The sequence below is a fragment of the Streptomyces sp. NPDC049954 genome (assembly GCF_040656295.1).
In the GTDB taxonomy this organism is placed as follows: Bacteria; Actinomycetota; Actinomycetes; order Streptomycetales; family Streptomycetaceae; genus Streptomyces.
Genome location: NZ_JBFALS010000004.1, coordinates 286,219 through 312,596 on the forward strand (window position 1 = coordinate 286,219; position 26,378 = coordinate 312,596).

Below are 26,378 nucleotides of genomic sequence, written 5' to 3' on the forward strand. Positions count from 1 at the left end.
TCGCCCGTTTTTGTATGGGACTCCGTAATTCCCGCTCTGTGGCCGAGGTCACGTCGCTTCTGGTCCTTAGGAACGGAAGCGCGGATCGGCACGCGGGATTCTCGATGCGTCCAGAAAACGGGCGCCCGATCCACTTTGTGGGTGTCCAGACCATTGAAGGGCGACATGCGGGCAGAAGAGAATCGAAGTACAGACGACGTCATCGCGTTCCCCCGGCCGCACGAGACCGCCGAATCGCTGGTCGCTCACCGTGCGGTGCCGGACACCGCGCCTGAAGCGGAGGCCGCCCCGGCGACGGTTCTGAACGCCGAACGCGGGATCATCAACACCGGCACCGTTCACGGCGGCCAGTACGTCACCGCCATCGAGCTTTCCGGCCACGTCGACGGTGGAGCCGATGGGGACATCTGAGCTTCCTCAAGGGGGTGACCTCGACGCTTTGGTAGCGGCCCTGGCCGGCCGGGAGATGGTGGTCGTAGCGCCGCACGGCACCGTCAACACCGGCCTGGTCACGGGTGGCCAGCGGCACGCCGTGTCCCATCAGGCCGAGGGCGGCACGGCGCATGGTCCGATGCGGCAGGGCCCTGTACGGGCCAAGCACCTGGAGACCGCGAGACGGCGCTTTGTGCCGCCGCCCCGCTTCGACGAAGCGCTTACCGCGCTCGACTCCGGCATCACCGTGCTCCTCGGAGAGCCGGGGACAGGACGCGAGACACACGCCCTCAACCTGCTGGCCCATGGCAGTGAGGAGCCCGTCCTCGTCCAGGTGGACGGAGCCGTCAACTTCTCCCGGTGGGGGCCGCGGGCTCAGGGAGTGCACGGATACCTGGTGATGGAGCCCCCGGACCCGTTCGCGCTCCGGGCATGGGATCTGTCCCGCCTGGAGAAGCCCTTGGCCGATGCGGGGGCGCGTCTGATCATCGTGCTGACGGATGTCCCAGGGCTGGCCGACGCCTTGACGGACCACTTGGGCATGCCCGTAGTGCACCATCACCCACCGGACGCACGGAGGGTCTTCAGCGCTCATCTCGACGACGGCCCCCCCGACGGGGGCGCGTGCGCCGACTGGTTGCGGGCCTTGGAACCTGGTCAGCTCGACGAGTTGGTCCCCGAGGCGCTTCCGCCCCGATACGCGGCGCGGGCGGCGGAGGCCGTGCTCCGACTGGGTGTCGCGAGCGGAGCGACCGGCGCCGAGGTACTGCGCCATGTGGCCCGGGCCGAGGCCGCCGAAGTCGTCGCCCGAGCTCAGACGGATCCCGCCCTGCGCGCCGACCTGCTCGCTGTCACTGTCTATGGAGGGCTCCACCGCGACGTGGTGGCGGAGCGTGCCGGGGATCTTCTCCGGATGACAGGGCGGGCAGGGAAGCAGGACGCCGCGGCCCGTGGTGCCCACGGCTACTCGGTGCGCGGCACTGGCCGACGGCTCCGGCCTGACACCCTGCGGCTTCTCGGAGCACACCGTGCGCGGTGTGCCGAGGACGGAACCGCGGACACGGTGTCCTTCTACTGGCCCGCCGTGAGCGCGGCCGTGTGGGAGGTCGTGTGCCACGATCACACGGAGCTCGTGCCCCTCCTGCATTCATGGCTCGCCGGTCCCGGCTCTGAGGCGGAGCAGGTCGAACGGGCCGGGCGGGCGGTCGCCGCCATGGCGGGGGCGACCGGCGGCCGATCCCTGGAACACCTCCGAGACCTGGCGCTTGCTCCGTCACGCCCGGCACCTGAGGTGGCGGGACGGGCCCTGGGGACGGCTGTTCAGGAACCGGTAGCGGGACGGGCAGCGGCTGACCTGGTCGAACAGTGGAGTGTCACGGCCGAGGCGCCGCTGCGCGAGGCGGTGCTCCAGGCCTGTCACCCGGACCGCGGCCAGGTAACGGAAGAGCAAGCTCTCTGGCTGCTCGGAAGGCTCATGACAACCCTGGACGTCGATAGGGACGCCCCGTCCGTCGTCGTCGCCGTCGCGGAAACTCTGGTGCGGCGTTTCGCAGCCGGGGATTCCGACGCCAGGACAACCGTCCTACGCTGGATGCGCGACTGCGCGCGGTCGGAGGGTGTTCCCAGCCTGCTGGCGGCCCTGTGCTTTCCCATGATGGTGGCCACGGGCCTCACGTGGTGGAGCGAACAGATGCTCACCGAAACCGAGTGGCTGTCCAGCACGGTTGAGCTGGCAGCACATGCGCTGAACGAATCGGCCACCTTCGCGGCCATGCGGGACGCCCTCCTCGACTGGTGTGCCGAGGCGGCCCGCGCTGAGCACCAGGCACGGGTGCTGAGCGAAGTCCTCGATGGTTTGGTGTCCGCCCGTCAACCCGGCTTCCTGCGCTGGCTCCTGGCCGTCGAGAGGGGCCCCGACGCGATGCCCGGCAAGGAGCCGGCAGCCCGAGCGCTGGCTGCATGGCGTAGCGAATCACCTGTCCCGAACCCCGATTGAACAGGAGGACCGATGTCACTTCCCCCTCACCCCGGCATCTTCGCCACCGTAGAGCGTCACTGCGCCGGCAGCGAGCCGACGCCCCCGTTACGTCTCGATGACGGGTCGGAACGGGCCGGTGCACCGCTGGCCCTCGTAGAGGCCCGCCAACTCCTCTACGACCGCTCCGCCGACCCTGAGGCTCGTGCGAGCCTGTGGCACCAGATCTCGGAGCGCCTCCACTCCAGCGCCGCCGGGCCCGACTGGCAGCAGGCTGTCGTGTGGCTGGGTCTTCCGGGACTTCGCCGCACCGCCTACAAGATCACCTGGTGTTTCAGCGGCGAACGAGACGACGTCGAGGCGGAACTCGTTACTTGCTACCTCGAAGCGCTGACCCGTCTCGAGGCGGATGACCCTGACCCCGGTGGGACAGTCCTGCGTTCAGCCTGTTCCCGCGCCTACGCCGTGTGGCGCCGCGCGCGCCTCGAAATGGCCGTGGACGACGTGGAGCGAGCCGGTGGCGCTCCGGTCGAAGCGGGGGCGGCGGACTACTGGCAGGCTGACTACGACCCGGCCCCGAGCCATCCCGGGCTCTCGGCCACGATGCGAATCACCGTCCCCGCTGACCGTGTCGAGGGCGTACGCCTCGGCAGCCTGGCCCGGACCTGGGGAGTGGGCGACAACGCCACGAGCGTCGGAATCTCAGGCCGGGGCCGCCAAGTCGCCACGGTCTCTCTGCGCCGCGTACGGAGGAGTGCGTGACTGACCGCGACGAGACGCCCCTCACCTTCCGCGAGATCTTCGATCTCCCGGTCAGCGTCAATCTGCGAACGGCGGCCAGAGCCTTCGGGATGTGCCTGGGTACGGCCTACCGACTGGTGGCCCAGGAGGCATTCCCCTGCCCGACGGTACGCGTCGGGCGACGCCACCGCGTGCTCACCGTGGACCTCCTGGGCGCACTGGGCATCGAGGAGCGCCCGGTCTTCGCCGACGAGGTGGCCGACGGAGTGGCACTCACACTCTTCGACTCACCCCCAGCCTCCGCCCTGTCGGCTGCCCGGCCACCGACAGGGCTTCCCACCCCGTTGTGAAGGAGACTGCCATGCCCACCTGCCTCGCCGTCTGCGGGACCACCCCCGCCGTCGACCCTCCTGGTCGACCCCTTAGGGGGGAGCGGCACCGGTCCACCGTCCTTTATGAGGACATCGTGCACCCCGCGTGTGCGCAGCTCGGTCTGACTTTCCTGCGCGCGGACCGGCTCACGGAAGCCGGCCTGCCCATGGACCAACTCATGAGCCTGATCAGGGAGGCGGATGTCGTCGTCACCGACCTCGACGAACTCGGGGCGGAGCTGTCCTTCGAGCTCGGCGCGCGACACGCCCTCGGCCGGTGCACCGTCCATGTCACGGAGAAAACAGAAAGGTTCTTGGGCTCCGGGGGGACTCCCCAGGTCCCGTTTCCGTCACACCCCGCCGAGACCGTCACTGCCCGGCAGCAACTGACGAGCGTACTCGCGGAGGTGCTGGGCGGAGGTAACGTCCTGTCGCTCACCAGGGGATCGACCCCTGGGGCCGGCGCGGAACCGACCGCCGGTGACGACGCCCCCGGCCTGATGGACCTGATCGTCGAGGCGGAAGCGCAGCTGGAGGCGATCTCCGGCGACATGGCCGACGTGGAGTCCGCCCTGACGGACCTCGGGGAGATGATGACGCTGATCGGTGAGGAAATGGACCGTGTCAGCCATCCCGGGGCTTCGATGAACATGCGGATGGCCGTGATCAACCGCCTGGCCAAAGCTATTGAAGGACCGGCCGACGACCTGGCGGCGGCGGCCGAGTGCTTCGCGGCGCGCATGGGGGCCAGCGTCGACGCCTTCCGGGCGTTCCTGGAATGGGCGGCGAGCACGCCGCGCCACGAATGGCCGGAGGGCGCGGAGGAGGTGCTGGAGCAGGTCCGCGCGGCTCCCGGGGAAATGCAGGAAGCGGCGGGCGCCTTTCAGGAGATCATGGCGGTGATCAGCCTGTTCGGCTCCTCCAGCCGTCAGCTACGCCGCCCCTCCCGGCTGATCAACACAGCCCTTCAGACCATTTTCAGGAGCGTGGCCGTGCTCGACGAACTGAGGGACCTGGCCATGGCGCTGAGGGAGCCCTGAGTCTCTGCTCGGAGACGCTGACCTGATGAGGCACGACCGGCTGCGCGGTCTGGGGGCAATGTCGCGCAACGCGACACCTCAGATCCCGCCGCCGGATTGCCGCCTGGCGAGTGACGTAGCGATCAGCTCCATCGGACCGCGCCTGCCAGTCGTCCGAAAAGCCCGTGATGAAGTACCAGAACTCCGAGGCCGGCCCGCAGAGGGAAGTGGCCGAAGGCGTCGAGACACACGTATGGCACGACAGGAGTAATCCGGTCTCGACAAGAGAGTCCCAGGTCATCGACCTGGGACTCTCGTCTGGAGTGGGTGACGAGAATCGAACTCGCGCTCTGAGCTTGGACCAACGCTGCTTGAGCTGGTGAAGTCGTCCTGGCCTACGTGGTTGACCGGTTCAGGTGAGGTCGGCGAGGTCTCTGGAAGCCGTACTTGACCGCTGCTGTCCGCTCCGAAGGGCACGGATGGCACGACGGCCGAGGGGCGATCAGCCGCTCTCGCGAACCGTAACCGGCAGCGCAGTCGGCATCATCGAGCCATCAATCCTCGTTTGGGGACTCGAGCTCGTGAAGTCGTTCCCCGATGTCGTCGGCCCAGGTCGGTGCCCACTGACGCAGCCCGGCGATCGCTTCCTCGTCGAGTCCGTAGGCGGCGAATTCCGTGTCGTCGATCCAGTCGGCTCCGCCCAGCCGAGCCTGCAGCTCACTGAGATCGAAGGAGTCCCTGGCGTGGCGCCGGCCGAGTTCTTCGAGTTCGACGGGGTATCAACGGCCCGTGGCGGCCGGCACGTCGATCAGGTCCCTGGCGAGTCCGCGGTCGGCCAGGGCGCGGACCTTCGTGCCCACGACATCTGGGAGCGACAACACCAAGCCGTGCTCGGTGTGTACGGGGCCGCCAGAGTGCCTCTTTGAGGATGTCGACCTCGCACTCCTCGTGGCTGGCAGGGTCGGTCACGATCAAGCGCGCGGACAGCGGGTCTGCCTCCAGAGCTTCTACGCTCCACCCGCGCTGCTCCAGTCCGGTACGCACGACGGCAGCGATGTTCTCCATGGGATCTGGGTTCTCGGTCGCGACATCGAGGTCTTGGCTGAGCCGGTGCACCAGGCCGTGTGCCTGGACCGCGTAGCCGCCGGTGAGCGCCGAGGGGGTACGCGCCGCCCACGGCGAGCACGTCTGCAAGCAAGCGGCGGTGCAGGCCGGTGAGGTTCACGCGGCGGCCCGCGCGCTGCCGCCCAGCTCGCCGAAAGCTCTGTCCCAGACTTCACGGACATCTCGGCTGACCAGTGTGCGCAGTGTGGGCCATAGGTCGACGAGAAGCTCCCGATTGAGGTACTGAACCAGGTCGTGGTGCTGGCCCTCGGCCAGGACGATGCGGTAGTAGCTCATCCGCAACCGGGGCTGGTCGAGGTCGAAGGTGGTCAGCCCCGACCATGCAAGGTGGAGCGGCAGACGCACAGGGCCGTGCTGGGGACCGGCGAGCTCGGAGAGCGCTGAGGGCAGGGCCGGGCGAACTTGGCACGGCGAAGATCGGAAAGGCCGGGCTGTGATGCCATACGTCGATTATCCAGGAGGAGTCGGCAGTGAGAGGCTTCGTCTGCAGACAACGCTCGTGTGAGCGCGAGGCGGGCCCGACCGGCGGCTGCCCCACCAGCTGCGAAGCTGCCAACAAGAAAGCCCCCGACCGCTGGCCTGGGGCTTTTTCATGGAGCGGGTGACGAGAATCGAACTCGCGCTCTGAGCTTGGGAAGCTCATGTTCTACCATTAAACTACACCCGCATGATCGACACTCGGTCTGGCCGGCAGGGTTGGCCGGTGACTGAGGTTCGTCGGAAGTTACTTTACCCCATCGTTCGCCCCCGGTGCTGCCGCCGGGGGTTTTGTGTGTGGCGGGTGGGGTGATGCGGGCTGTGGGGGCCGGAGTTGGGGCGTAGGGTGCGGCCGTTGGCGGGTGGGGGAGTGCCGCGTACGGGGCGCCCGGTACGTGTCGTAATGTGGCTTTCGTCCGCAGCAGGTACGGCTCGTGGGAAGGGATCCGACGCTCGATGGAGCACACCGTCGTCCGATGTGCCGAGGGGCATGTTTTCAGTACCGCCTCGTTCCCGATGCAGCAGCTCGGGGTCGACCGGATCGGGCCCGGACGTCTTGTCCGCTGTCCTCGGTGTGCCCGGTTGCGGCACGCCGTGCCGGTGGAGTCCGGGAAGCGCTGAACCGTTTCGGCCTGTCCTGGGGAGTGCCCGGATTCGGGCTGCTCCCGGGGCGGGCCGTATCCTCGTCGGCGTGCTTCTCTCTGACAAGGACATCCGGGCCGAGATCGATGCCGGTCGCGTCCGCATCGATCCCTATGACGAATCGATGGTGCAGCCATCGAGTATCGATGTGCGTCTCGACCGGTATTTCCGGGTGTTCGAGAACCATCGGTACCCCCACATCGACCCCTCCGTCGAACAGACCGATCTGACCCGGCAGGTGTCGCCGGAGGGCGACGAGCCGTTCATTCTGCACCCCGGGGAATTCGTGCTGGCCTCCACTTTCGAGGTCGTGACGCTGCCCGACAATCTCGCCTCGCGGCTGGAGGGGAAGAGTTCGCTGGGCCGGCTCGGTCTGGTCACGCATTCCACCGCCGGGTTCATCGACCCCGGGTTCTCCGGGCACGTCACTCTTGAGCTGTCGAATCTCGCGACGCTCCCGATCAAGCTGTGGCCGGGTATGAAGATCGGCCAGCTGTGCATGTTCCAGCTCAGCTCGCCCGCCGAGTTCCCCTACGGTTCGGACCGCTACGGGTCCCGCTACCAGGGGCAACGCGGGCCGACCGCGTCCCGTTCCTATCTCAACTTCCACCGGACCGAGGTGTGATCCCCCGATGAGCGCCCAGCGGGAAGAGCTCTCCTACGAGCACTTCGGTGTCGCCGTCAGGGAGTTGGCGCAGGCCGTCGCCGACGACGGGTTCGAGCCGGACATAGTGCTCTCCATCGCGCGGGGCGGGGTGTTCGTGGCCGGGGGCCTCGCCTACGCACTCGACGTGAAGAACCTTCATCTTGTCAACGTCGCGTTTTACACCGGAGTCGGTACGACGCTGGAGATGCCGGTCATGCTGGCGCCGGTACCGAACGCCATCGATTTCTCCAACAAGAAGGTCCTCATCGCCGACGACGTCGCCGATACGGGGAAGACGCTGAAGCTCGTGCACGATTTCTGTGTCGAGCAGGTCGCCGACGTGCGCAGCGCCGTCATTTACGAGAAGTCGCAGTCGCTCGTGAAATGCGAGTACGTGTGGAAGCGCACCGACGACTGGATCAATTTCCCGTGGTCCGTGCAGCCGCCCGTCGTACGGCGTGCGGGACAGGTCCGCGACGCCTGATCACCCCGAGCGGCCCGCCTGCCTGAGGACCTGAGACGAACGGCGTGGGGCGGCACCGGATTCCTTCCGGTGCCGCCCCACGCCGTTCGTCCGCCCGCACGTCTGCGGTACGCCGTCCACGTCCGCTAGTCCGCTAGAACGTGCCCAGTTTGATGATCGACAGCAGGGCGATCAGCTGGATGGCGCTCGCGCCCAGGGCCTTGGGCCACGGCAGGTCGTGCGAGCGGCTGACCATCGAGGTGAACAGGAAGCCCGCCAGCAGCCAGGTGATCCAGCCCAGGATCTGGACGAAGGAGGCGTCGCCGCCCGCGAAGATCGCCACGAGCAGGCGCGGGGCGTCCGTGATCGTCATGATGAGCATGGACAGGCCGACGGTCGGCTGCCAGGAGCCGTCGCCGCCCAGCTGGCGGGCCAGGGTGTGCGTCACGACGCCCAGGACGAAGGCGCTCACCGTGATGGCGACGCCCGTGGTCAGGACGTACGGGATCGCGGTGCCGATCGTCGCGTCGATGACGTCCTCACGGGCGCCGTCGAAGCCGAAGATGGCGAGCAGGCCGTACACGAAGGTCACGACGAGCGCGGGGCCCCACATCGGGTAGTCGCGCATCTGCATGAAGGTCGCGGAGGGGCGCATGACGACGCCGCTCAGCAGTTCCTTCCAGCGCAGTCGCGGGCCCACGGGCGGGGCCGCGGCCTGACCGGCCTGGTAGGTGCTGTCCTGGCCGTACGGGTCCTCGCCGATCGAGAACGCCTGCGTGTGGCCCGGGTTGTTGTGCGGTGCGTACGGGTCGTGGGGGGCGTCCTGGCCGGGGGCGGGGCGCTGACCGCCGCCGTAGCCGCCCTGGCCCTGTCCCTGGCCGGGTCCGGGGTTCTGCGGGTAGCCGTATCCGCCCTGGCCCGCTGCCTGGCCGCCGCCCTGCGGGTACCCGTAGCCACCCTGAGCCCGGCCCGCGCCGCCGTGCTGGGGCGGTTCGCCGAAGTACTCGGGTTCCCCGTGGCCCGCGTTGGTCTGCGGCCACTGCTGCCCGCCGCGGGCCGGGGCCTGCGGGGGCGTGCCGTACTGCTGTCGCGGGGCCTGCGGGGGGTGCGGGCGCGGAGCGCCGTACGGGGCCTGTGCGGGCCCTCCGTACTGCTGTCCGCCCTGCCCCTGCGCAGGTCCGGGGCGTTGCTGCCCACTCGTGCGGTTGTCCCGGCCGCGTCCGATCCTGAATCCAGCCACGTCAACGAACGTACCCGTTCGTGGGCGGGTCGGCGGACGGGAGTGTACGCACGGGGGCCTTTGCGGCCGACCTGTGACATCCCCTACGGGTCGGCCTGCGGGTTCCCCTACTGGTCTGGCGCAGCAGGGGAACCCGCAGTCTCCCAGGTCGGCCAGGTCTCCCAGGTCGGCCAGGTCGGCCGAGCCGCTCAGGCCCGAGGCATGCGGGGCCCGCGAAGCCCGCCGGTCCCGTCAGCCCGTCGGCTCCGTCAGTCGGCGAAGTTGAGGCCGAACGCCGGCTTGCCCGAGGCGGAGATGCCGACGCCGGCCGTCGAGGTGTAGATGCCGGCCGGCGAGGTCAGCGTGCCGTTGGTGTTGGAGTGCAGCGCGTAGACCGCGCCGTTGCCGTCGTTCTCACCCGAGGCGCCGACGATGACGTCGCCGCGGCCGTCGTGGTCGAGGTCGTCGACGTGGACCTCGCCGCCGAAGCCGTCGTACGCCTCGTCCGAGTTGGGCACGCCGGCCGTGTCCTGGCTCAGGAAGCGCGCGCCCTGGCCGGTGATGCCGGAGCCGTTGGCGGCGCCGTACAGGACGGTGACCGAGCCGGTGCCCGTCCTGCCGTTGACGGTCTCGTTGGCGGCGCCGACGACGAGGTCGAGGTGGCCGTCGCCGTTCACGTCGCCGAGGTCGAGTTCGTAGCCGAACATGTCGTTCTTCTCGCCGGCGCCGGGCACTCCGGCGGTGTCCTGCGTGAAGGTCTGTATCCCGCCGCCGGCGGGGCCCGCCTTGTTGCCCTTGACGATCAGCGCCGTACCGCCGGTGTGGGCGTGCGCGATGCCGCTGTCCCAGACGAGGCCGATGACGATGTCGCCGAGGCCGTCTCCGTTGGTGTCGCCGACGTCGGTGATCAGGCCGCCGGGGAGCTTCTGCGCGCCCTTGGTGGTGACGCCGGAGGCCGAGCCCGGCAGCCAGAAGTTGGCGTTGTAGTCGTCGTCCTTGGCGAAGCCGTCGACGATCAGGTCCTCGCGGCCGTCGCCGTTGACGTCACCGGAGTGCAGACCGGTGATCCCGTTGCCCTTGCCGCTCCAGAGGGCCGGGGTCACGGTGTACGAGCCCTTGCCGGTGCCGCTGGTGCGGGTGAAGCCGCCGCGGACGACGTCGATCGTGGTGTTCCCGGAGGCCGTGCCGACGGCGAGGTCGTCCTTGTGGTCGCCGTTGAAGTCGGCGGCCTCCAGGTTGCCGCCGAACATGTCGTGGCTGCTGGGGCGCGGGTCCTTGACCTCGGTGCCGCCCTTGAGGCCGGAGGCGGAGCCCCACAGGATGACGGTCGAGCCGCCGTCCTTGTCGCTGCCGACGTCCTCTCCGGGGGTGCCGACGGCGAGGTCGTCGTAGCCGTCGCCGTCGAAGTCGCCGAAGGCGGTGTCGCTGCCGAAGCGGTCGGCCGCCTCGGCGTTGCCGGGGACGCCGGCGGAGTTCTGGGAGTAGGTGGCGTAGCGGTTGGCCGTCTTGCCGCCGTAGATCACCGTGACGGCCCCGGCTTCTTTCTTGCCGGAGACGTAGGCCAGGGGCGCCGAGACGGCGACGTCGGCGTAGCCGTCGTTGTTGAAGTCGGCGTCGGCGCGGCCCGGGGCCTTGGCGGGGGCGGCGCTCGCCGTGGTGGCCGAGAGGGCCAGCAGCCCGCCGGTGAGGGCGGCTGCGGCGGTCGCGGCGAGGGCGGTGCGGAGGTACTGAGGCATGGAGTTCTCCTGCGCGTGCGCGAACGGCAACAGAAGCGGTTCGCGGCCTGTCGGCAGAGAGATGACCTCTGGAGGGGGCGAAGGGCTGTGGGGGAGGGGTGGGGAATGTGATGGGACAGTGACGAGGGGGTGAAGGGCGGGGCCGTGGCCCGCCCTTCACCCCCTCGTCACTGTCCTGCGGACGGCGCGGGCGCGTCCGGTCAGCCCGCCGGGGCCGGTTCCGGTTCGGGGTCCGGGGTGTCGGCCTCGGCGGTGGGCGGCTCGGGGTCGGCCGGGGTCCTCACCGAGTCCAGCAGGAGCTGGGCGACGTCCACGACCTGGACGGACTCCTTGGCCTGGACGCCCGCGGCGGAGCCGCTTTCGGCCGCTGCCTTCTTGCCGTTGACCGAGTCGGTCAGCATGACGAGGCAGAAGGGGCAGGCCGTCGAGATGATGTCCGGGTTGAGGGACAGGGCCTCGTCGACACGCTCGTTGTTGACGCGCTTGCCGATCCGCTCCTCCATCCACATCCGGGCCCCGCCGGCGCCGCAGCAGAAGCCGCGCTCCTTGTGGCGGTGCATCTCCTCGTTCCTGAGGCCCGGGACCTTGGCGATGATCTCGCGCGGCGGCGTGTAGACCTTGTTGTGCCGGCCCAGGTAGCAGGGGTCGTGGTAGGTGATGAGGCCCTCGACGGGGGTGACGGGGAGGAGCTTGCCCTCGTCCACGAGGTGCTGGAGCAGCTGCGTGTGGTGGATGACCTCGTACTCGCCGCCGAGCTGCGGGTACTCGTTGGCGATCGTGTTGAAGCAGTGCGGGCAGGTCGCGACGATCTTCTTGGCGGACCTGGGCCTCTTCGTGGCGGGGTCCTCGTCATCCTCGCCGTACGCCATGTTCAGCGTCGCGACGTTCTCGGCGGCGAGCTGCTGGAACAGGGGCTCGTTGCCGAGGCGGCGCGGGGAGTCGCCGGTGCACTTCTCGTCGCCGCCCATGATCGCGAACTTGACGCCCGCGATGTGCAGCAGTTCCGCGAAGGCCTTCGTGGTCTTCTTCGCGCGGTCCTCCAGGGCGCCGGCGCAGCCGACCCAGTAGAGGTAGTCGACCTCGGTGAGGTCCTCGATGTCCTTGCCGACGACGGGGACGTCGAAGTCGACCTCCTTGGTCCACTCCAGCCGCTGCTTCTTGGCCAGGCCCCAGGGGTTGCCCTTCTTCTCCAGGTTCTTGAGCATCGTGCCCGCCTCGCTGGGGAAGCTGGACTCGATCATGACCTGGTAGCGGCGCATGTCGACGATGTGGTCGATGTGCTCGATGTCGACCGGGCACTGCTCGACGCAGGCGCCGCAGGTGGTGCAGGACCACAGGACGTCGGGGTCGATGACGCCGTTCTCCTCGGCGGTGCCGATCAGGGGGCGCTCGGCCTCGGCGAGGGCGGCGGCGGGTACGTCCTTGAGCTGCTCCGCCGTGGCCTTCTCGTTGCCCTCCATGTCCTTGCCGCCGCCGGCCAGCAGGTACGGGGCCTTGGCGTGCGCGTGGTCGCGCAGCGACATGACCAGCAGCTTGGGGGAGAGCGGCTTGCCGGTGTTCCAGGCGGGGCACTGCGACTGGCAGCGGCCGCACTCGGTGCAGGTGGAGAAGTCGAGCAGGCCCTTCCAGGAGAAGTGCTCGACCTGGGAGACGCCGAAGACGTCGTCCTCGCCCGGGTCCTCCCAGTCGATCTCCTTGCCGCCGGTGGTCATCGGCTGGAGCGCGCCGAGCGAGGTCTCGCCGGTGGCGTTGCGCTTGAACCAGATGTTGGGGAAGGCGAGGAAGCGGTGCCAGGCGACGCCCATGTTGGTGTTGAGGCCGACCGTGATCGCCCAGATCATCGTCGTGCCGAGCTTGATCAGGGCGGTCAGGTAGATCAGGTTCTGGAGCGTGGGAAGGCTGAGGCCGCGGAAGGCGGCCACCAGCGGGTAGCTGACCCAGTAGCTCGCCTCGTAGCCCTCCACGTGGTGGATGGCGCCCTCCAGGCCGCGCAGGGTCAGGACCGCGAGCCCGATGACCAGGATGACGTACTCGACGAAGTACGCCTGGCCCAGCTTGGAGCCGGTGAAGCGGGACTTGCGGCCGGCCCGCGAGGGCAGGTTCAGCAGGCGGATCGCCATCAGCGTGACGATGCCGAGGGTGGTGAACAGCGCGATGAACTCGATGTACACCTCGTACGGCGGCCAGGTGCCGATCCACGGGAGGATCCAGTCGGCCTGGAACAGCTGCCCGTAGGCGTTGAGGATCGTCAGGCCCAGCGTCAGGAAGCCCACCGCGACGAACCAGTGGGCGACACCGACGATGCCCCAGCGGTTCATCCGGGTGTGCCCGACGAATTCCTTCGCCAGGGTGATGCTCCGCTGCTTCCACCGGTCGGTGCGGGTGCCCGCCGGGACCGGCTGGCCCAGTCTCACGTGGCGGACGATCTGCGCGACTGCTCGGGAGATGAGCGCCACGCCGACCACGGTCAGAAGCAGCGACACGATGATCGCGGCGAGCTGCATGGAGGGCTCCTCGAACCTGCGCGTACGTAGGGGGGACGGGGGTGGGCCGCCGTCCTGACGGGGCAGAACCCCCTGGGAGGGCGGTGCGGACGGTGCGGGCGGCCGGCCGGTCGCCGACACGGGCCACTGATCTTACTAAGCGGTAACTTATTCGGTCTGTATGGAGGGTACCCACTCTCCGGGGTCGTGGGCAGACGGGCGTGCGGTGATCTGCCGCACGGGGTGGGCCGGCGGTGGGGGGTCTGGGTTCAGGGGTCTGCGGGAGGTGTGCGGCGTCCTGTGCCGGGGAGGCGGGGCGAGGGTGTCGCGGGGTGGGCGGGCTGCTCGGGGTGTGGGGGTGTCCCTTGGGCGGGCATACGTCAGGGGCGGGGAATGGACATACGTTAGCGAAGCGGGCGTTTGGGCAACGGGCGCGGGGTGGGCGGGGTCGCGTCGTCGGGTGCGAGTCGGGTGCGGGTTGGGGCGGGCGGATGCGCGCCGTTCGGGGCTTGGGTGCGGGGTTGCGCGTAAGGGCTGGATAAGAGTTGAGTCTCCATGACTCAGGTCTGTTGACAGCGGGAGATCTCTGCTGCATCCTTGAGCCTGTTCCACTCAAGTCATCTGGAGGACCCGAAATGGCACGTGCGGTCGGCATCGACCTGGGCACGACTAACTCCGTCGTCAGCGTTCTCGAAGGCGGCGAGCCCACCGTCATCACCAACGCCGAGGGCGCCAGGACCACGCCGTCCGTCGTCGCCTTCGCCAAGAACGGCGAGGTGCTCGTCGGCGAGGTCGCGAAGCGCCAGGCGGTCACCAACGTCGACAGGACCATCCGGTCGGTCAAGCGCCACATGGGCACCGACTGGAAGATCGACCTCGACGGCAAGAGCTTCAACCCGCAGCAGATGAGCGCCTTCATCCTGCAGAAGCTGAAGCGGGACGCCGAGGCGTACCTGGGCGAGAAGGTGGCCGACGCGGTCATCACCGTCCCCGCGTACTTCAACGACTCGGAGCGCCAGGCCACCAAGGAGGCCGGTGAGATCGCGGGCCTCAACGTCCTGCGCATCGTCAACGAGCCGACCGCCGCCGCCCTGGCCTACGGGCTCGACAAGGACGACCAGACGATCCTGGTCTTCGACCTCGGTGGCGGTACCTTCGACGTCTCCCTGCTGGAGATCGGCGACGGTGTCGTCGAGGTCAAGGCGACCAACGGCGACAACCACCTCGGTGGTGACGACTGGGACCAGCGCGTCGTCGACTACCTGGTCAAGCAGTTCAACAACGGTCACGGTGTGGACCTGGCCAAGGACAAGATGGCGCTCCAGCGTCTGCGCGAGGCCGCCGAGAAGGCGAAGATCGAGCTGTCCTCGTCCACCGAGACCACGATCAACCTGCCCTACATCACGGCCTCCGCCGAGGGCCCGCTGCACCTGGACGAGAAGCTCACGCGCGCCCAGTTCCAGCAGCTGACCGCCGACCTCCTGGACCGGACCAAGACCCCGTTCCACAACGTCATCAAGGACGCCGGTATCTCGCTCAGCGAGATCGACCACGTCGTCCTCGTCGGTGGTTCCACCCGTATGCCGGCCGTCGCCGAGCTCGTGAAGGAGCTGACCGGCGGCAAGGAGGCCAACAAGGGCGTCAACCCGGACGAGGTCGTCGCCATCGGCGCCTCGCTCCAGGCCGGTGTCCTCAAGGGTGAGGTCAAGGACGTCCTGCTGCTGGACGTCACCCCGCTGTCCCTCGGTATCGAGACCAAGGGCGGCATCATGACCAAGCTGATCGAGCGCAACACCACGATCCCGACCAAGCGTTCCGAGATCTTCACGACGGCCGAGGACAACCAGCCCTCCGTGCAGATCCAGGTCTACCAGGGCGAGCGCGAGATCGCGGCGTACAACAAGAAGCTCGGGATGTTCGAGCTGACCGGTCTGCCGCCGGCCCCGCGCGGGGTCCCGCAGATCGAGGTGTCCTTCGACATCGACGCCAACGGCATCATGCACGTGACCGCGAAGGACCTCGGCACGGGCAAGGAGCAGAAGATGACCGTCACCGGCGGCTCCTCGCTGCCGAAGGACGAGGTCGACCGGATGCGCCAGGAGGCCGAGCAGTACGCGGACGAGGACCACCGTCGCCGTGAGGCCGCCGAGTCCCGCAACCAGGGCGAGCAGCTCGTCTACCAGACGGAGAAGTTCCTCAAGGACAACGAGGACAAGGTCCCCGGCGACGTCAAGACCGAGGTGGAGTCCGCCGTCACCGAGCTGAAGGAGAAGCTCAAGGGCGAGGACACCGCCGAGATCAAGACGGCGACGGAGAAGGTCGCGGCCGTCTCGCAGAAGCTCGGCCAGGCCCTGTACGCCGACGCGCAGGCCGCCGGGGGTGCCGAGGGCGCCGCGGGCGCGGGCGACGCCGGCCAGGCCAAGGCCGAGGACGACGTGGTCGACGCCGAGATCGTCGACGAGGACAACAACCGTAAGGACGGCGCCGCATGACCGAGGAGACTCCGGGGGGCTTCGACGACAAGGACGAGCCCGCTGACGTCTCCGACGGCGCCACCCCCGACGCCGCCGCCGAGGCCGGCCGGCCCGCCTCCGAGGAGGCGGGCGGCACGGCCCCGGCCGGGGACGCACAGCAGAACGTGGCTCTGACGGCCCAGCTGGACCAGGTGCGTACGGCGCTCGGCGAGCGCACGGCGGACCTCCAGCGGCTCCAGGCCGAGTACCAGAACTACCGTCGGCGCGTCGAGCGGGACCGCGTGACCGTCAAGGAGATCGCCGTGGCGAACCTCCTGGGCGAGCTGCTGCCCGTGCTCGACGACATCGGCCGGGCCCGTGAGCACGAGGAGCTGACGGGCGGGTTCAAGTCGGTGGCCGACTCCCTGGAGGCGATCGTCTCGAAGATGGGCCTGCAGCAGTTCGGCGAGGAGGGCGAGTCCTTCGACCCGACGATCCACGAGGCCCTGATGCACAGCTACGCGCCGGACGTCACCGAGACGACGTGCGTCGCGATCCTCCAGCCGGGGTATCGCTTCGGCGAGCGCACCATCCGGCCCGCCCGGGTCGCGGTCGCCGAACCGCAGCCCGGGGCCCAGCCGGCCAAGGAGGCGGCGGCCGACGAGGAGAAGTCCCCGTCGGCGGACGAGGAGAGCGGTGGCCCGGACAAGGGCTGACGGAGCAGGACGGCGCCCGGCCGGATCGCATGATCCGGCCGGGCCGCTCGCACAGCGGCAGAAGTCGGGGCAGCGGCCGGGACGGACGCCGCTCGGAAAGGAGGGACGTCGAGGATGAGCACCAAGGACTTCATCGAGAAGGACTACTACAAGGTCCTCGGCGTGCCGAAGGACGCCACCGAGGCAGAGATCAAGAAGGCGTACCGGAAGCTCGCCCGCGAGAACCACCCGGACGCCAACAAGGGCAACGCGAAGGCCGAGGAGCGCTTCAAGGAGATCTCCGAGGCGAACGACGTCCTCGGTGACCCGAAGCGGCGCAAGGAGTACGACGAGGCGCGCAGCCTGTTCGCTGGCGGCGGTTTCCGCCCCGGCGGGGCGGCCGGCTCGGGCGGTTCCTTCAACTTCGACCTCGGTGACCTGTTCGGCGGCGGCCCCGCCGGAGCGGGTGCGGGGGCCGGTGCGGGCGGCGGCTTCGGCGGCGGTCTCGGCGACGTCTTCGGCGGCCTGTTCAACCGGGGCGGCGGCCAGGGCACCCGTACGTCGGCGCAGCCGCGCCGGGGCCAGGACATCGAGTCCGAGGTCTCGCTCAGCTTCACCGAGGCGGTGGACGGGGCGACGGTGCCGCTGCGGATGTCCAGCCAGGAGCCCTGCAAGGCGTGTTCGGGCACCGGCGACAAGAACGGCACGCCCCGGGTCTGCCCGACCTGTGTCGGCACCGGGCAGGTCTCGCGCGGTGGCGGGGGCGGTTTCTCGCTCACCGATCCGTGTGTGGACTGCAAGGGCCGCGGCCTGATCGCCCAGGACCCTTGCGAGGTGTGCAAGGGCAGCGGCCGGGCCAAGTCCTCGCGCACGATGCAGGTGCGCGTCCCGGCCGGGGTCACCGACGGCCAGCGCATCCGCCTGCGCGGCAAGGGCGCGCCCGGCGAGCGCGGTGGGCCCGCCGGCGACCTGTACGTCCTCGTGCACGTCGAGGCGCACCCGGTCTTCGCCCGCAAGGGCGACAACCTGACGGTCACCGTGCCGGTCACCTTCAGCGAGGCGGCGCTCGGCGCCGCCGTGCGGGTGCCGACGCTCGGCGGACCGCCGGTCACTCTCAAGCTGCCGGCCGGTACCCCCAACGGGCGCACGATGCGCGCCCGGGGCAAGGGCGCGGTCCGTAAGGACGGCACCCGGGGCGATCTGTTGGTGACCGTCGAGGTCTCGGTTCCGCAGGACCTCGACGAGCGGGCCCGTGAGGCCCTGGAGTCGTATCGCGACGCCACCGCCGGGGAGGACCCGCGGGCGGCGCTGTTCGAGGCCGCGAAGGGAGCATGACCATGGACGGCCGAGGCAGGAACCCGTACGAGCTGACCGAGGAGACCCCGGTCTACGTCATCTCGGTGGCGGCCCAGTTGTCGGGGCTGCATCCGCAGACACTGCGTCAGTACGACCGTCTCGGGCTGGTCTCCCCGGACCGCACGGCGGGCCGGGGCCGGCGCTACTCGGCCCGTGACATCCAGCTTCTGCGCCAGGTGCAGCAGCTCTCGCAGGACGAGGGCATCAATCTGGCCGGAATCAAACGGATCATCGAGCTGGAGCAGCAGGTGTCCGCGCTGGAGCAGCACGTCGCCGAGCTGTCGGCGGCGGTCGACGGCGCGGCGGCCGCGATGCGTCAGCGCGAGGCCCAGGTGCACGCCTCGTACCGCAGGGATCTGGTCCCCTACCAGGAAGTGCAGCAGACGAGCGCGCTGGTGGTGTGGCGCCCGAAGCCGAAACGTATCTCTGGGGCGGAGTAGTGCGCGGTGCGCCGGAGTCGGCGGTAGCGCGGAGCGAAGCGGGGCCGGGGGCCTGACGGACGCGTGGTCCGGGCGCTGACGGACGCGTGGTCCGGACGCGTGGTCCGGGCGCCTGACGGAGGCCGTGGTGGGCCGGGACGGGACCTTGACGGTTCCTGTCCCGGCCTCGTCCGTGTCCGTGGTCCTCGGCCGTGTCCGTGGTCCTCGTCGCACGCCCGGCCCTCGTCGCACGCCCGGCCCTCGTCGTCCGGTCTCTCATCCGCCCGGTTCTCTCAGGGGAGCGTCTCCGTTCTCTCAGGGGAGCGTCTCCGTCGCGTTCCCGGCGGCCTGTGCCGACTCCGCCAGGGCGTCGAGGAGCCCGGACTGGGCGATGAGGTAGCCGAGTTGGGCGCGGCTTCCGCTGCCGAGGGTGGCGGCGAGTTTCGCGATGTGGGCCCGGCAGGTGCGCACGTTCATGCCCAGCCGGCGGGCGATGGCCTCGTCGACGTGGCCCTCGACCAGCAGCCGGGCTATGGACAGTTGGGTGCTGGTGATCCCGCTCAGGTCCGGCCTGGAGGTGACTTCCTTCCACGGCACGGCGAGGGTCCAGAACTGGTCGAAGACGTTGGCCAGGTAGCGGACGAGCCCGGGGTGGCGCAGTTCGAGCGCGATCTTGCGGTCGCCGCTGATGGGGATGAAGGCGGCTTTGCGGTCGATGATGATGAGCCGTTCAGGAAGCTGCTCCATCGTCCTGAACTCCACGCCGCGCGGGGTCACCCGCTCGACGTAGGCGAGGGTCGAGGGGTGGTGCCTGGCCGTGTGGTGGTAGAGCGTGCGCATGCGGATCGGGCGGTCGAAGAGCGGCTCGACCCTTCGCAACGCGTCCTCCAGCAGGTACGGTGGCCGCCCGCTGCCCGGCTGGAGCGTCAGTACCTCCTCGGTGCACTCCAGGCTGGTCCGGTCGAGCGTGGCGTTGATGCGCTCCAGGCCCTCCAGGACGGTGATGGCATGGGTGGTGGCCGGTTCCTGGCTGGTCAGGGCCATCAGGGGCTCGAACACCTCGGTGAGTGCGACGGCCGAGCGCCGGCTCTTGAGTATGCGGTCCTCGATGGGGTGGATGAGCCGGGCGAGGGCGATGGAGGGCTGCACGGGGTGCAGCCAGACGGGGTCGTCCGGGTCGGGGTGGAGCAGTCCCATGTCGAGTACGCACGGAGCCGCGTCCGCTTCCTCACGAGTGACACGGCCTGCGCGAAGGCTGGCGGCATACAGCTGCTGCCCGGTTTCGCACAGTGGCTCCATGGGATGTGGATGTGATGATTCGATGGATTTTTCCCCCATATGACACCCCCTCAGCCTCCTGTATTACAGGAACATGATGCACGGCTCCGCTAGTGGAAGCGCCAGGTCTGAGACATCGTCTAGGGGACGGGGGCCGATTACGGATTACAGAGGTGGGAGCACGGTTATGTCCTTGAAGCTTCGTACGCTCTGCGTTTCAGCCGCGGCCGCGATGGCCGTCGGGGCGGTGGCTCTGGGGGGCTCCGCCTTTGCGAGCGAGCCGGCTTCGGCCGTGAGTGGTTCCGCGACCTCCAGTGCCTCGGCCCACCATGCCGCCCAGGCCGAGCTGTCCTGGGGTTCGACCCCGCGGGTTGCTCCGGCCGAGTTGTCCTGGGGCTCGACCCCGTCGGGTGAGCTTTCCTGGGGCGTCGCTCCGGCCGAACTGTCGTGGGGTTCCACTCCTGCTGTTGCTCCGGCCGAGTTGTCGTGGGGTTCCACCCCGTCGGGTGAGCTTTCCTGGGGCGTGGCTCCGGCCGAGCTGTCGTGGGGTGCGACGCCGCGGGTTGCTCCCGCCGAGTTGTCCTGGGGCTCGACCCCGTCGGGTGAGCTTTCCTGGGGCGTGGCTCCGGCGGAACTCTCCTGGGGTTCGACCCCCGCCGTCGCCCCCGCCGAGTTGTCCTGGGGTTCGACCCCCGCTGTCGCCCCGGCCGAACTCTCGTGGGGTTCGACTCCGTCGGGTGAGCTTTCCTGGGGTTCGGTCCAGGCATGACCACACCACCTGACGACCGCACGTTCCGGCGCGAGATGGCCACCGCCTACCGCTCCGGATGGCACTTCATCGATCTCGTCACGGCGATCCCCCACGACGGCGATTCGCTGATGGTCACTCTCTTCGGGGAGCCGGTCGTCGTCGTGCGGGATCAGGCCGAGGACGTCAGGGCTTACCGCTGTCTCCGTCGCCCCAGGGGCGCGCCGCAACCCGTGCGGTGCGTGATCCGGTACGGAATGATCTTCGTCAACCTCGACCGGCGCGACCACGAAGAGGTCGCCGACTGGTCGGACACCGTCGTCACCCCCCGCAGTGCCTGAGCGATCCCCCGTTGTCATGTCGCTCGGGTGCTTTCCCCCCGCAGCGGCGTCGCCGAGGACCTGAACCCGGCGACGCCGCTGCCATGTCCGGCCCCCGTCGCGCCCCCCTCGCGACGGGGGCCGGACGCGTGTCCGCAACCGGCCGGGGCAAGCGGAGCGCGGGTGGGGTCAGGCGTTTCCGAGGGCCCGGGTCAGGGCGACCTCGATGATCACGCGGTCCGGGTTGGGCGCCGGTGTACGGCCGTAGCGTTCCGCGTACCGCCGTAGCGCCTCCTCGATGGTCTCCTCGTCCGTGCGCAGGCTCGCGCGGCCTTCCAGGGTGGCCCAGCGGCGCCCGTCGACCTGGCACACCGCGACTGGGGCCCCTTCCGGCCCGGCCGCCAGGATGTTGCGGGCCTTCTTGCTCTGTTTGTTCGTCGTGATCCGGGCGACCCGGGCCTCGGGGTCGTACGTGACGCCGACCGGCACCAGGTGCGGGGTGCCGTCGGGCCGGGGCGTGGTGAGCGTGCAGATGTGCCGCTCGCGCCAGAAGTCGAGGTAGGAGGCGCCGGGGCTGCCGGGGTCGAAGGCCATGTCGCGGAATCTATCGCCCGGTTCCGTGCCTCCGGTTCGCCTCTCCGCCGACTCTCACGCGTACAGGTGAATACCGGAGGGGACTCGCACGTACGGCCTTGAGTGGAATAGACTCAACTTTGTACACGTTGACGGAGTCAGTGTTGCGGGCTGACGGCTGATCAGCGTCGGCTTGCGTGAACGCGGCGCGGGGAGCGCGCGCGTCGGCATCGAGTGCGAGGAGGAAGTGCGGCGTGGATGCGGAACTGACCAACAGGAGCCGGGACGCGATCAATGCGGCCAGTGCGAGGGCGGTGTCGGGGGGCCACCCCGACCTGACCCCGGCGCATCTGCTCCTCGCGCTGCTCACGGGCGAGGACAACGAGAACGTGACGGATCTGCTCGCCGCCGTGGGCGCCGACCAGTCCGCCGTACGCTCCGGGGCGGAGCGGTTGCTCGGTGAGCTGCCGAGCGTCACGGGTTCCACGGTCGCCCCGCCGCAGCCCAACCGGGAGGCGCTGGCCGTCGTGCAGGACGCGGCGGACCGGGCCAAGGAGCTGGGCGACGAGTTCCTTTCGACGGAACACCTGCTCATCGGCATCGCCGACAAGGGCGGTCAGGCCGGTGACCTGCTGAAGCGGCAGGGCGCCGGCGCCAAGCAACTGCTGGAGGCGTTCCAGCGCGCCAGGGGAGGACGCCGGGTGACCACACCCGATCCGGAGGGCCAGTACAAGGCCCTGGAGAAGTTCGGCACCGACTTCACGGAGGCGGCCCGCGAGGGCAAGCTCGACCCCGTGATCGGCCGGGACCAGGAGATCCGCCGCGTCGTGCAGGTGCTGTCGCGGCGCACCAAGAACAACCCGGTGCTCATCGGCGAGCCGGGCGTCGGGAAGACGGCGGTCGTCGAGGGCCTCGCGCAGCGCATCGTGAAGGGGGACGTCCCGGAGTCGCTGAAGGGCAAGCGGCTCGTGTCGCTCGACCTCGGCGCGATGCTGGCGGGCGCGAAGTACCGCGGCGAGTTCGAGGAGCGTCTGAAGACGGTCCTGTCCGAGATCAAGGACAGCGACGGCCAGATCATCACCTTCATCGACGAGCTGCACACGGTCGTCGGCGCGGGCGCGGGCGGGGACTCCGCGATGGACGCGGGCAACATGCTCAAGCCGATGCTGGCCCGCGGTGAGCTGCGCATGGTCGGGGCGACGACGCTGGACGAGTACCGCGAGCGGATCGAGAAGGACCCGGCGCTGGAGCGCCGTTTCCAGCAGGTCCTGGTCGCCGAGCCGACCGTCGAGGACACTGTCGCGATCCTGCGCGGGCTCAAGGGCCGCTACGAGGCGCACCACAAGGTGCAGATCAACGACAGCGCCCTGGTGGCCGCCGCGACCCTCTCCGACCGGTACATCACCTCGCGGTTCCTGCCCGACAAGGCGATCGACCTGGTCGACGAGGCCGCTTCCCGGCTGCGCATGGAGATCGACTCCTCGCCCGTCGAGATCGACGAGTTGCAGCGGTCCGTGGACCGGCTGCGCATGGAGGAGCTGGCGCTCAAGAGCGAGACGGACCCGGCTTCGGTGCAGCGCCTGGAGAAGCTGCGCAAGGATCTCGCGGACCGCGAGGAGGAGCTGCGGGGGCTGACCGCCCGTTGGGACAAGGAGAAGCAGTCCCTCAACCGGGTGGGTGAGCTGAAGGAGAAGCTGGACGACCTGCGCGGTCAGGCCGAACGCGCCCAGCGTGACGGGGACTTCGACACCGCTTCCAAGCTGCTGTACGGGGAGATCCCGAACCTGGAGCGGGATCTGGAGGCCGCTTCGCAGGCCGAGGAGGAGGCCGCGAAGGACACCATGGTCAAGGAGGAGGTCGGCCCCGACGACATCGCCGACGTCGTCGGCTCCTGGACGGGCATTCCGGCCGGGCGTCTGCTGGAGGGCGAGACGCGCAAGCTGTTGCGCATGGAGCAGGAGCTGGGGCGTCGCCTGATCGGGCAGCGTGAGGCGGTCGCGGCCGTGTCCGACGCGGTGCGCCGTACCCGGGCGGGGATCGCCGACCCGGACCGGCCCACCGGTTCCTTCCTGTTCCTCGGCCCGACGGGTGTCGGGAAGACCGAACTCGCGAAGGCGCTCGCCGACTTCCTGTTCGACGACGAACGCGCCATGGTCCGCATCGACATGAGCGAGTACGGCGAGAAGCACAGCGTCGCGCGGCTGGTCGGCGCCCCGCCCGGATACGTCGGGTACGAGGAGGGCGGCCAGCTCACCGAGGCGGTGCGGCGGCGTCCGTACAGCGTGGTGCTGCTCGACGAGGTGGAGAAGGCGCACCCCGAGGTCTTCGACGTCCTGCTCCAGGTCCTGGACGACGGGCGGCTCACCGACGGGCAGGGCCGCACGGTCGACTTCCGCAACACGATCCTGGTCCTGACCTCGAACCTCGGCAGCCAGTTCCTGATGGACCCGCTGACGCCGGAGGAGCAGAAGAAGGAGCAGGTCCTGGAGGTCGTACGGGCCTCGTTCAAGCCGGAGTTCGTCAACCGGCTCGACGACGTCGTGGTGTTCTCCGCGCTGGGCCAGGACGAGCTGGCGCACATCGCGAGGCTCCAGGTCGACCGCCTCGCCAAGCGGCTCGCCGACCGGCGCCTGAAGCTGGAGGTCACTCCGGAGGCCCTGGCCTGGCTCGCGCTGGAGGGCAATGACCCGGCGTACGGGGCGCGCCCGCTGCGCCGCCTGATCCAGACGGCGATCGGGGACCGGCTGGCCCGGGAGATCCTGGCCGGCGAGGTCAGCGACGGCGACACCGTCCGGGTCGAGCGCTTCGGCGACGAACTGCTGGTGGGCCCGGCGACGGGTGAGGCCGGGTCCGGGGCCGGTTCCGGTACGGAGGCGGAGGGTGCCCCCGAGGGAGGTGCCGGGTCCGGGGCGGAGCCGCCGCGCAAGACGCTGTAGAGCGGAAGACGCTGTAGAGGAAGTTGGCTCCCCGGGGTGCGGGCCGGCTCCCCGGGGTGAGAGCCGGCTCCCCGGGGCGCGATCCGGCCCGCCCGGTCACGAAGGCCCTGTTCTGTGGGCCGGACGGGCCAGATCGCGTCAGGGGCGGGCGCCCGGTGCGGCCGGGGCTTGCCAGCCCCCACCGCGTATGGGGGAGGATGGCCGCATCCGTACGAAGGGAAATACACGGTGAGCATCGACCCGTCCTCGATTCCGAACTTCGGGGGCAGCCAGCCCGAGCCCCAAGGACCGGCGGGCCCCGTCGTCCCCGATCAGGACCTTGTGAAGCAGCTTCTGGAACAGATGGAGCTGAAGTACGTCGTGGACGACGAGGGTGACCTCGCCGCTCCGTGGGAGGAGTTCCGCACTTACTTCATGTTCCGCGGCGAGAACGAGCAGCAGGTCTTCTCGGTGCGGACGTTCTACGACCGCGAGCACAAGATCGACGACAAGCCCCAGTTGCTGGAGGCGATCGACGACTGGAACCGCCGCACCCTGTGGCCGAAGGTCTACAGCCACACCCACGACGACGGCTCGGTCCGCCTCATCGGCGAGGCCCAGATGCTGATCGGCACCGGGGTGAGCCTGGAGCACTTCGTGTCCTCCACGGTCAGCTGGGTGCGGGCCGCGATCGAGTTCGACCGCTGGCTCGTGGAGCAGCTCGGCCTGGAGCAGGACATCGCCGATGCGGCGGACGGCGACAAGCCGGACAGCTCCGACAAGCCGGAGAAGCCCGAGAACCCCGAGAGCTGACGAGCGGTCCCCGGGCGCGTGCGGGACGTCATCGCTCCTGGGCGTGGTCCCGGGCGCGGTCCCGGTCCTGGTCGTGGGCGCGGTCCCGTCACAGGGCGGCGCTCGCGCCGGTGATCAGGAACGCCCCGTAGCCCGCCGAGAACCCGGCCAGGACGACGACGAAGACGGTCGCCGCCCTCGGCCGGGTTCTCGCCGTCCGGGCCAGGAACGCGGCGGCGGGCAGCAGCAGCGGGAAGGCCGGCAGCAGGAACCGCGGTTTGCAGCTCACGTACGAGGAACCGCCCACGGCGATCAGCATCAGCATCCCCGTGTAGACCACGAGGGCCCCCGGCAGCGCCGCCCATCTGCGGGTCAGCAGCACGGTGAACAGGGCCAGGGCCCCGATGAGGACGAGCAGGGCGATGACGTAGATCCAGCGGGTCGTGCCGATCTCCAGCCGGTCCACGAGCCGCATCATGCGCTGCCCGAAGTCGAAGGACGAGCCCCAGTCGTCCTGCACCGCGAAGTACCCGCCGAGCGGGTCGCCCTGACGGGCGCCCACGTACAGCACGTACCCGGTCCAGCCGAGCGGGGCGAGCAGCACCCCGGCCCAGATCCGGGCGGACCCGGGGTGGGGCCCCGGGGCGGCCGGCCGGAGCGAGGGCTCCGGAGTCCCGGCCCAGCCGGACAGGCGCCGCAGCGCGTCGGGGGCGGGGAGGCGCGGGAGGGCGGGGCGGTTCAGGAAGGCGGGGAGGCGTGGGAGGCCGGTCAAGCGCGGGAAGCCGGGGAGGCCCGGGTGCCGCAGCCCGCTCGGGGCGGGGTGCCGCCGCGCTTCGGGCCAGGAGGCTCTGCGGCGCCGTCGGGACCACAGGACCCACAGTCCGTACAGGCACACGGCGGCGGCGACGGCGGCGCCGTTGGGCCGGGCCAGACCGGCGAGCACGGCGAGCGTTCCCGCCCACAGCCAGCGGCCGGTGAGCAGCGCGTACAGCGACCACACGGCGCAGGCGGTGAGCAGCGACTCGCTGTAGGGCACCGACAGGACGACGGCGTGCGGGAGCAGCACCCACAGGGTGACGAGGGCGAGGGCGGTGCGGCGTCCGCACAGCCGTACGCCGATGGCGTGGACGCCCCAGACGGCGAGCAGTCCGGCCGCGAGGGACAGCAGGAGCGCGGTCACCGGCACGGACAGCGGCAGGAGGAAGGCGAACGCCCGGATCAGCGCCGGGTACAGCGGGAAGAAGGCGACGTCCCGGTAGAGCAGGTGCGGATAGTGCGCGGACCGGCGTACGGCGCCGTAGCCGTACTCGGCGATGTGCTGGTACCAGGGCGCGTCCCAGATCCGCAGCAGATGCTCGTAGACGGGGAAGTCGCCGAGCAGGCAGACCGCGAGCGCGACGAGCGCCCCGCACAGGCGCGCGGCCACGAACACGAGGAGCGCGGGCGCGGCCGACCGCAGAGCCGCCCCGGCCCGTCCGCGCCACTCACCGGGGCGCCCGC

The 26,378-nt window shown here is 69.9% G+C and carries 21 protein-coding genes, 1 tRNA gene and 1 pseudogene; 14 read left to right on the forward strand and 9 right to left on the reverse strand.

The window, feature by feature from the left end:
- Positions 1-141 precede the first annotated feature (141 nt).
- The 5 genes from AB0J21_RS10550 to AB0J21_RS10570 all read left to right on the forward strand — a co-directional run bounded on the left by AB0J21_RS10550 (position 142) and on the right by AB0J21_RS10570 (position 4,559).
- Positions 142-411, forward strand: a complete 270-nt coding sequence (locus AB0J21_RS10550; RefSeq protein ID WP_363145467.1) for an S-type pyocin domain-containing protein — start codon at positions 142-144, stop codon at positions 409-411.
- Positions 398-2,428 (forward strand): hypothetical protein, encoded by a 2,031-nt coding sequence (locus AB0J21_RS10555; protein WP_363145468.1) that lies wholly within the window; start codon positions 398-400, stop codon positions 2,426-2,428. The genes AB0J21_RS10550 and AB0J21_RS10555 overlap by 14 nt, the downstream gene beginning before the upstream one ends.
- A gap of 12 nt (positions 2,429-2,440) precedes the next feature.
- Positions 2,441-3,169 carry a hypothetical protein gene (locus AB0J21_RS10560; RefSeq protein WP_363145469.1) on the forward strand — a complete coding sequence of 243 codons (729 nt, stop codon included), beginning with the start codon at positions 2,441-2,443 and terminating at the stop codon, positions 3,167-3,169.
- The gene (locus AB0J21_RS10565; RefSeq protein ID WP_363145470.1) at positions 3,166-3,498 is read left to right on the forward strand and encodes a DNA-binding protein; all 333 of its coding nucleotides are present in this window, start codon (positions 3,166-3,168) and stop codon (positions 3,496-3,498) included. Before AB0J21_RS10560 ends, AB0J21_RS10565 begins: the two co-directional genes overlap by 4 nt.
- A gap of 200 nt (positions 3,499-3,698) precedes the next feature.
- Positions 3,699-4,559, forward strand: coding sequence for a hypothetical protein (locus AB0J21_RS10570; RefSeq protein WP_363145471.1), 861 nt, complete (start codon positions 3,699-3,701; stop codon positions 4,557-4,559).
- A gap of 533 nt (positions 4,560-5,092) precedes the next feature.
- Here AB0J21_RS10570 and AB0J21_RS10575 read toward each other — a convergent pair.
- From AB0J21_RS10575 to AB0J21_RS10585, 3 genes and pseudogenes are all read right to left on the reverse strand, one after another.
- A pseudogene (locus AB0J21_RS10575) lies at positions 5,093-5,763 on the reverse strand (nucleotidyl transferase AbiEii/AbiGii toxin family protein).
- A complete protein-coding gene (locus tag AB0J21_RS10580; protein WP_363145472.1) occupies positions 5,760-6,008 on the reverse strand; it encodes a transcriptional regulator in 249 nt (82 codons plus the stop codon). The pseudogene AB0J21_RS10575 and the gene AB0J21_RS10580 overlap by 4 nt, the downstream one beginning before the upstream one ends.
- Before the next feature lie 248 nt (positions 6,009-6,256).
- Positions 6,257-6,330, reverse strand: a tRNA-Gly gene (locus AB0J21_RS10585).
- A gap of 501 nt (positions 6,331-6,831) precedes the next feature.
- Here AB0J21_RS10585 and dcd point away from each other — a divergent pair.
- Positions 6,832-7,407, forward strand: coding sequence for a dCTP deaminase (dcd, locus tag AB0J21_RS10590; RefSeq protein WP_363145473.1), 576 nt, complete (start codon positions 6,832-6,834; stop codon positions 7,405-7,407).
- Between the two features lie 7 nt (positions 7,408-7,414).
- Positions 7,415-7,912 (forward strand): phosphoribosyltransferase, encoded by a 498-nt coding sequence (locus AB0J21_RS10595; protein WP_363145474.1) that lies wholly within the window; start codon positions 7,415-7,417, stop codon positions 7,910-7,912.
- Between the two features lie 133 nt (positions 7,913-8,045).
- Here the strand turns inward: AB0J21_RS10595 and AB0J21_RS10600 are convergent, their stop codons facing one another.
- From AB0J21_RS10600 to AB0J21_RS10610, 3 genes are all read right to left on the reverse strand, one after another.
- Complete coding sequence (locus AB0J21_RS10600) at positions 8,046-9,131, reverse strand: Yip1 family protein (protein ID WP_363145475.1); 1,086 nt, start codon at positions 9,129-9,131, stop codon at positions 8,046-8,048.
- Positions 9,132-9,379: 248 nt separating this feature from the next.
- A complete protein-coding gene (locus AB0J21_RS10605) occupies positions 9,380-10,846 on the reverse strand; it encodes a VCBS repeat-containing protein (protein ID WP_363145476.1) in 1,467 nt (488 codons plus the stop codon).
- Between the two features lie 200 nt (positions 10,847-11,046).
- Positions 11,047-13,350: a (Fe-S)-binding protein gene (locus AB0J21_RS10610; protein WP_363145477.1), complete on the reverse strand. Its 2,304-nt coding sequence runs from the start codon at positions 13,348-13,350 to the stop codon at positions 11,047-11,049.
- 614 nt (positions 13,351-13,964) lie between these two features.
- Here AB0J21_RS10610 and dnaK point away from each other — a divergent pair.
- The 4 genes from dnaK (at position 13,965) to AB0J21_RS10630 (ending at position 18,273) form a co-directional block, all read left to right on the forward strand.
- The gene (dnaK, locus tag AB0J21_RS10615) at positions 13,965-15,821 is read left to right on the forward strand and encodes a molecular chaperone DnaK (RefSeq protein WP_363145478.1); all 1,857 of its coding nucleotides are present in this window, start codon (positions 13,965-13,967) and stop codon (positions 15,819-15,821) included.
- Positions 15,818-16,498 carry a nucleotide exchange factor GrpE gene (gene grpE / locus AB0J21_RS10620; RefSeq protein ID WP_363145479.1) on the forward strand — a complete coding sequence of 227 codons (681 nt, stop codon included), beginning with the start codon at positions 15,818-15,820 and terminating at the stop codon, positions 16,496-16,498. The genes dnaK and grpE overlap by 4 nt, the downstream gene beginning before the upstream one ends.
- A 114-nt stretch (positions 16,499-16,612) precedes the next feature.
- Positions 16,613-17,812, forward strand: a complete 1,200-nt coding sequence (dnaJ, locus tag AB0J21_RS10625) for a molecular chaperone DnaJ (RefSeq protein ID WP_363145480.1) — start codon at positions 16,613-16,615, stop codon at positions 17,810-17,812.
- 2 nt (positions 17,813-17,814) lie between these two features.
- Complete coding sequence (locus AB0J21_RS10630) at positions 17,815-18,273, forward strand: helix-turn-helix transcriptional regulator (protein WP_363145481.1); 459 nt, start codon at positions 17,815-17,817, stop codon at positions 18,271-18,273.
- 294 nt (positions 18,274-18,567) lie between these two features.
- Here AB0J21_RS10630 and AB0J21_RS10635 read toward each other — a convergent pair whose 3' ends face one another.
- Positions 18,568-19,590 (reverse strand): helix-turn-helix transcriptional regulator, encoded by a 1,023-nt coding sequence (locus AB0J21_RS10635; RefSeq protein WP_363145482.1) that lies wholly within the window; start codon positions 19,588-19,590, stop codon positions 18,568-18,570.
- A gap of 705 nt (positions 19,591-20,295) precedes the next feature.
- Between AB0J21_RS10635 and AB0J21_RS10640 the strand changes: the two genes are divergently transcribed.
- The gene (locus tag AB0J21_RS10640; protein ID WP_363145483.1) at positions 20,296-20,619 is read left to right on the forward strand and encodes a (2Fe-2S)-binding protein; all 324 of its coding nucleotides are present in this window, start codon (positions 20,296-20,298) and stop codon (positions 20,617-20,619) included.
- A gap of 168 nt (positions 20,620-20,787) precedes the next feature.
- Here the strand turns inward: AB0J21_RS10640 and AB0J21_RS10645 are convergent, their stop codons facing one another.
- Complete coding sequence (locus AB0J21_RS10645) at positions 20,788-21,192, reverse strand: TIGR03618 family F420-dependent PPOX class oxidoreductase (protein WP_363145484.1); 405 nt, start codon at positions 21,190-21,192, stop codon at positions 20,788-20,790.
- Between the two features lie 233 nt (positions 21,193-21,425).
- On the opposite strand from AB0J21_RS10645, the gene clpB reads away from it, so the two are divergent.
- Both clpB and AB0J21_RS10655 read left to right on the forward strand, forming a co-directional pair.
- Entirely contained in the window at positions 21,426-24,107 is a 2,682-nt protein-coding gene (gene clpB / locus AB0J21_RS10650) for an ATP-dependent chaperone ClpB (RefSeq protein ID WP_363145485.1), read from the forward strand.
- 228 nt (positions 24,108-24,335) lie between these two features.
- Positions 24,336-24,899 (forward strand): YbjN domain-containing protein, encoded by a 564-nt coding sequence (locus AB0J21_RS10655; protein ID WP_363145486.1) that lies wholly within the window; start codon positions 24,336-24,338, stop codon positions 24,897-24,899.
- Positions 24,900-24,987: 88 nt separating this feature from the next.
- Here the strand turns inward: AB0J21_RS10655 and AB0J21_RS10660 are convergent, their stop codons facing one another.
- Positions 24,988-26,304, reverse strand: a complete 1,317-nt coding sequence (locus tag AB0J21_RS10660; RefSeq protein WP_363145487.1) for a hypothetical protein — start codon at positions 26,302-26,304, stop codon at positions 24,988-24,990.
- Positions 26,305-26,378 lie beyond the last annotated feature (74 nt).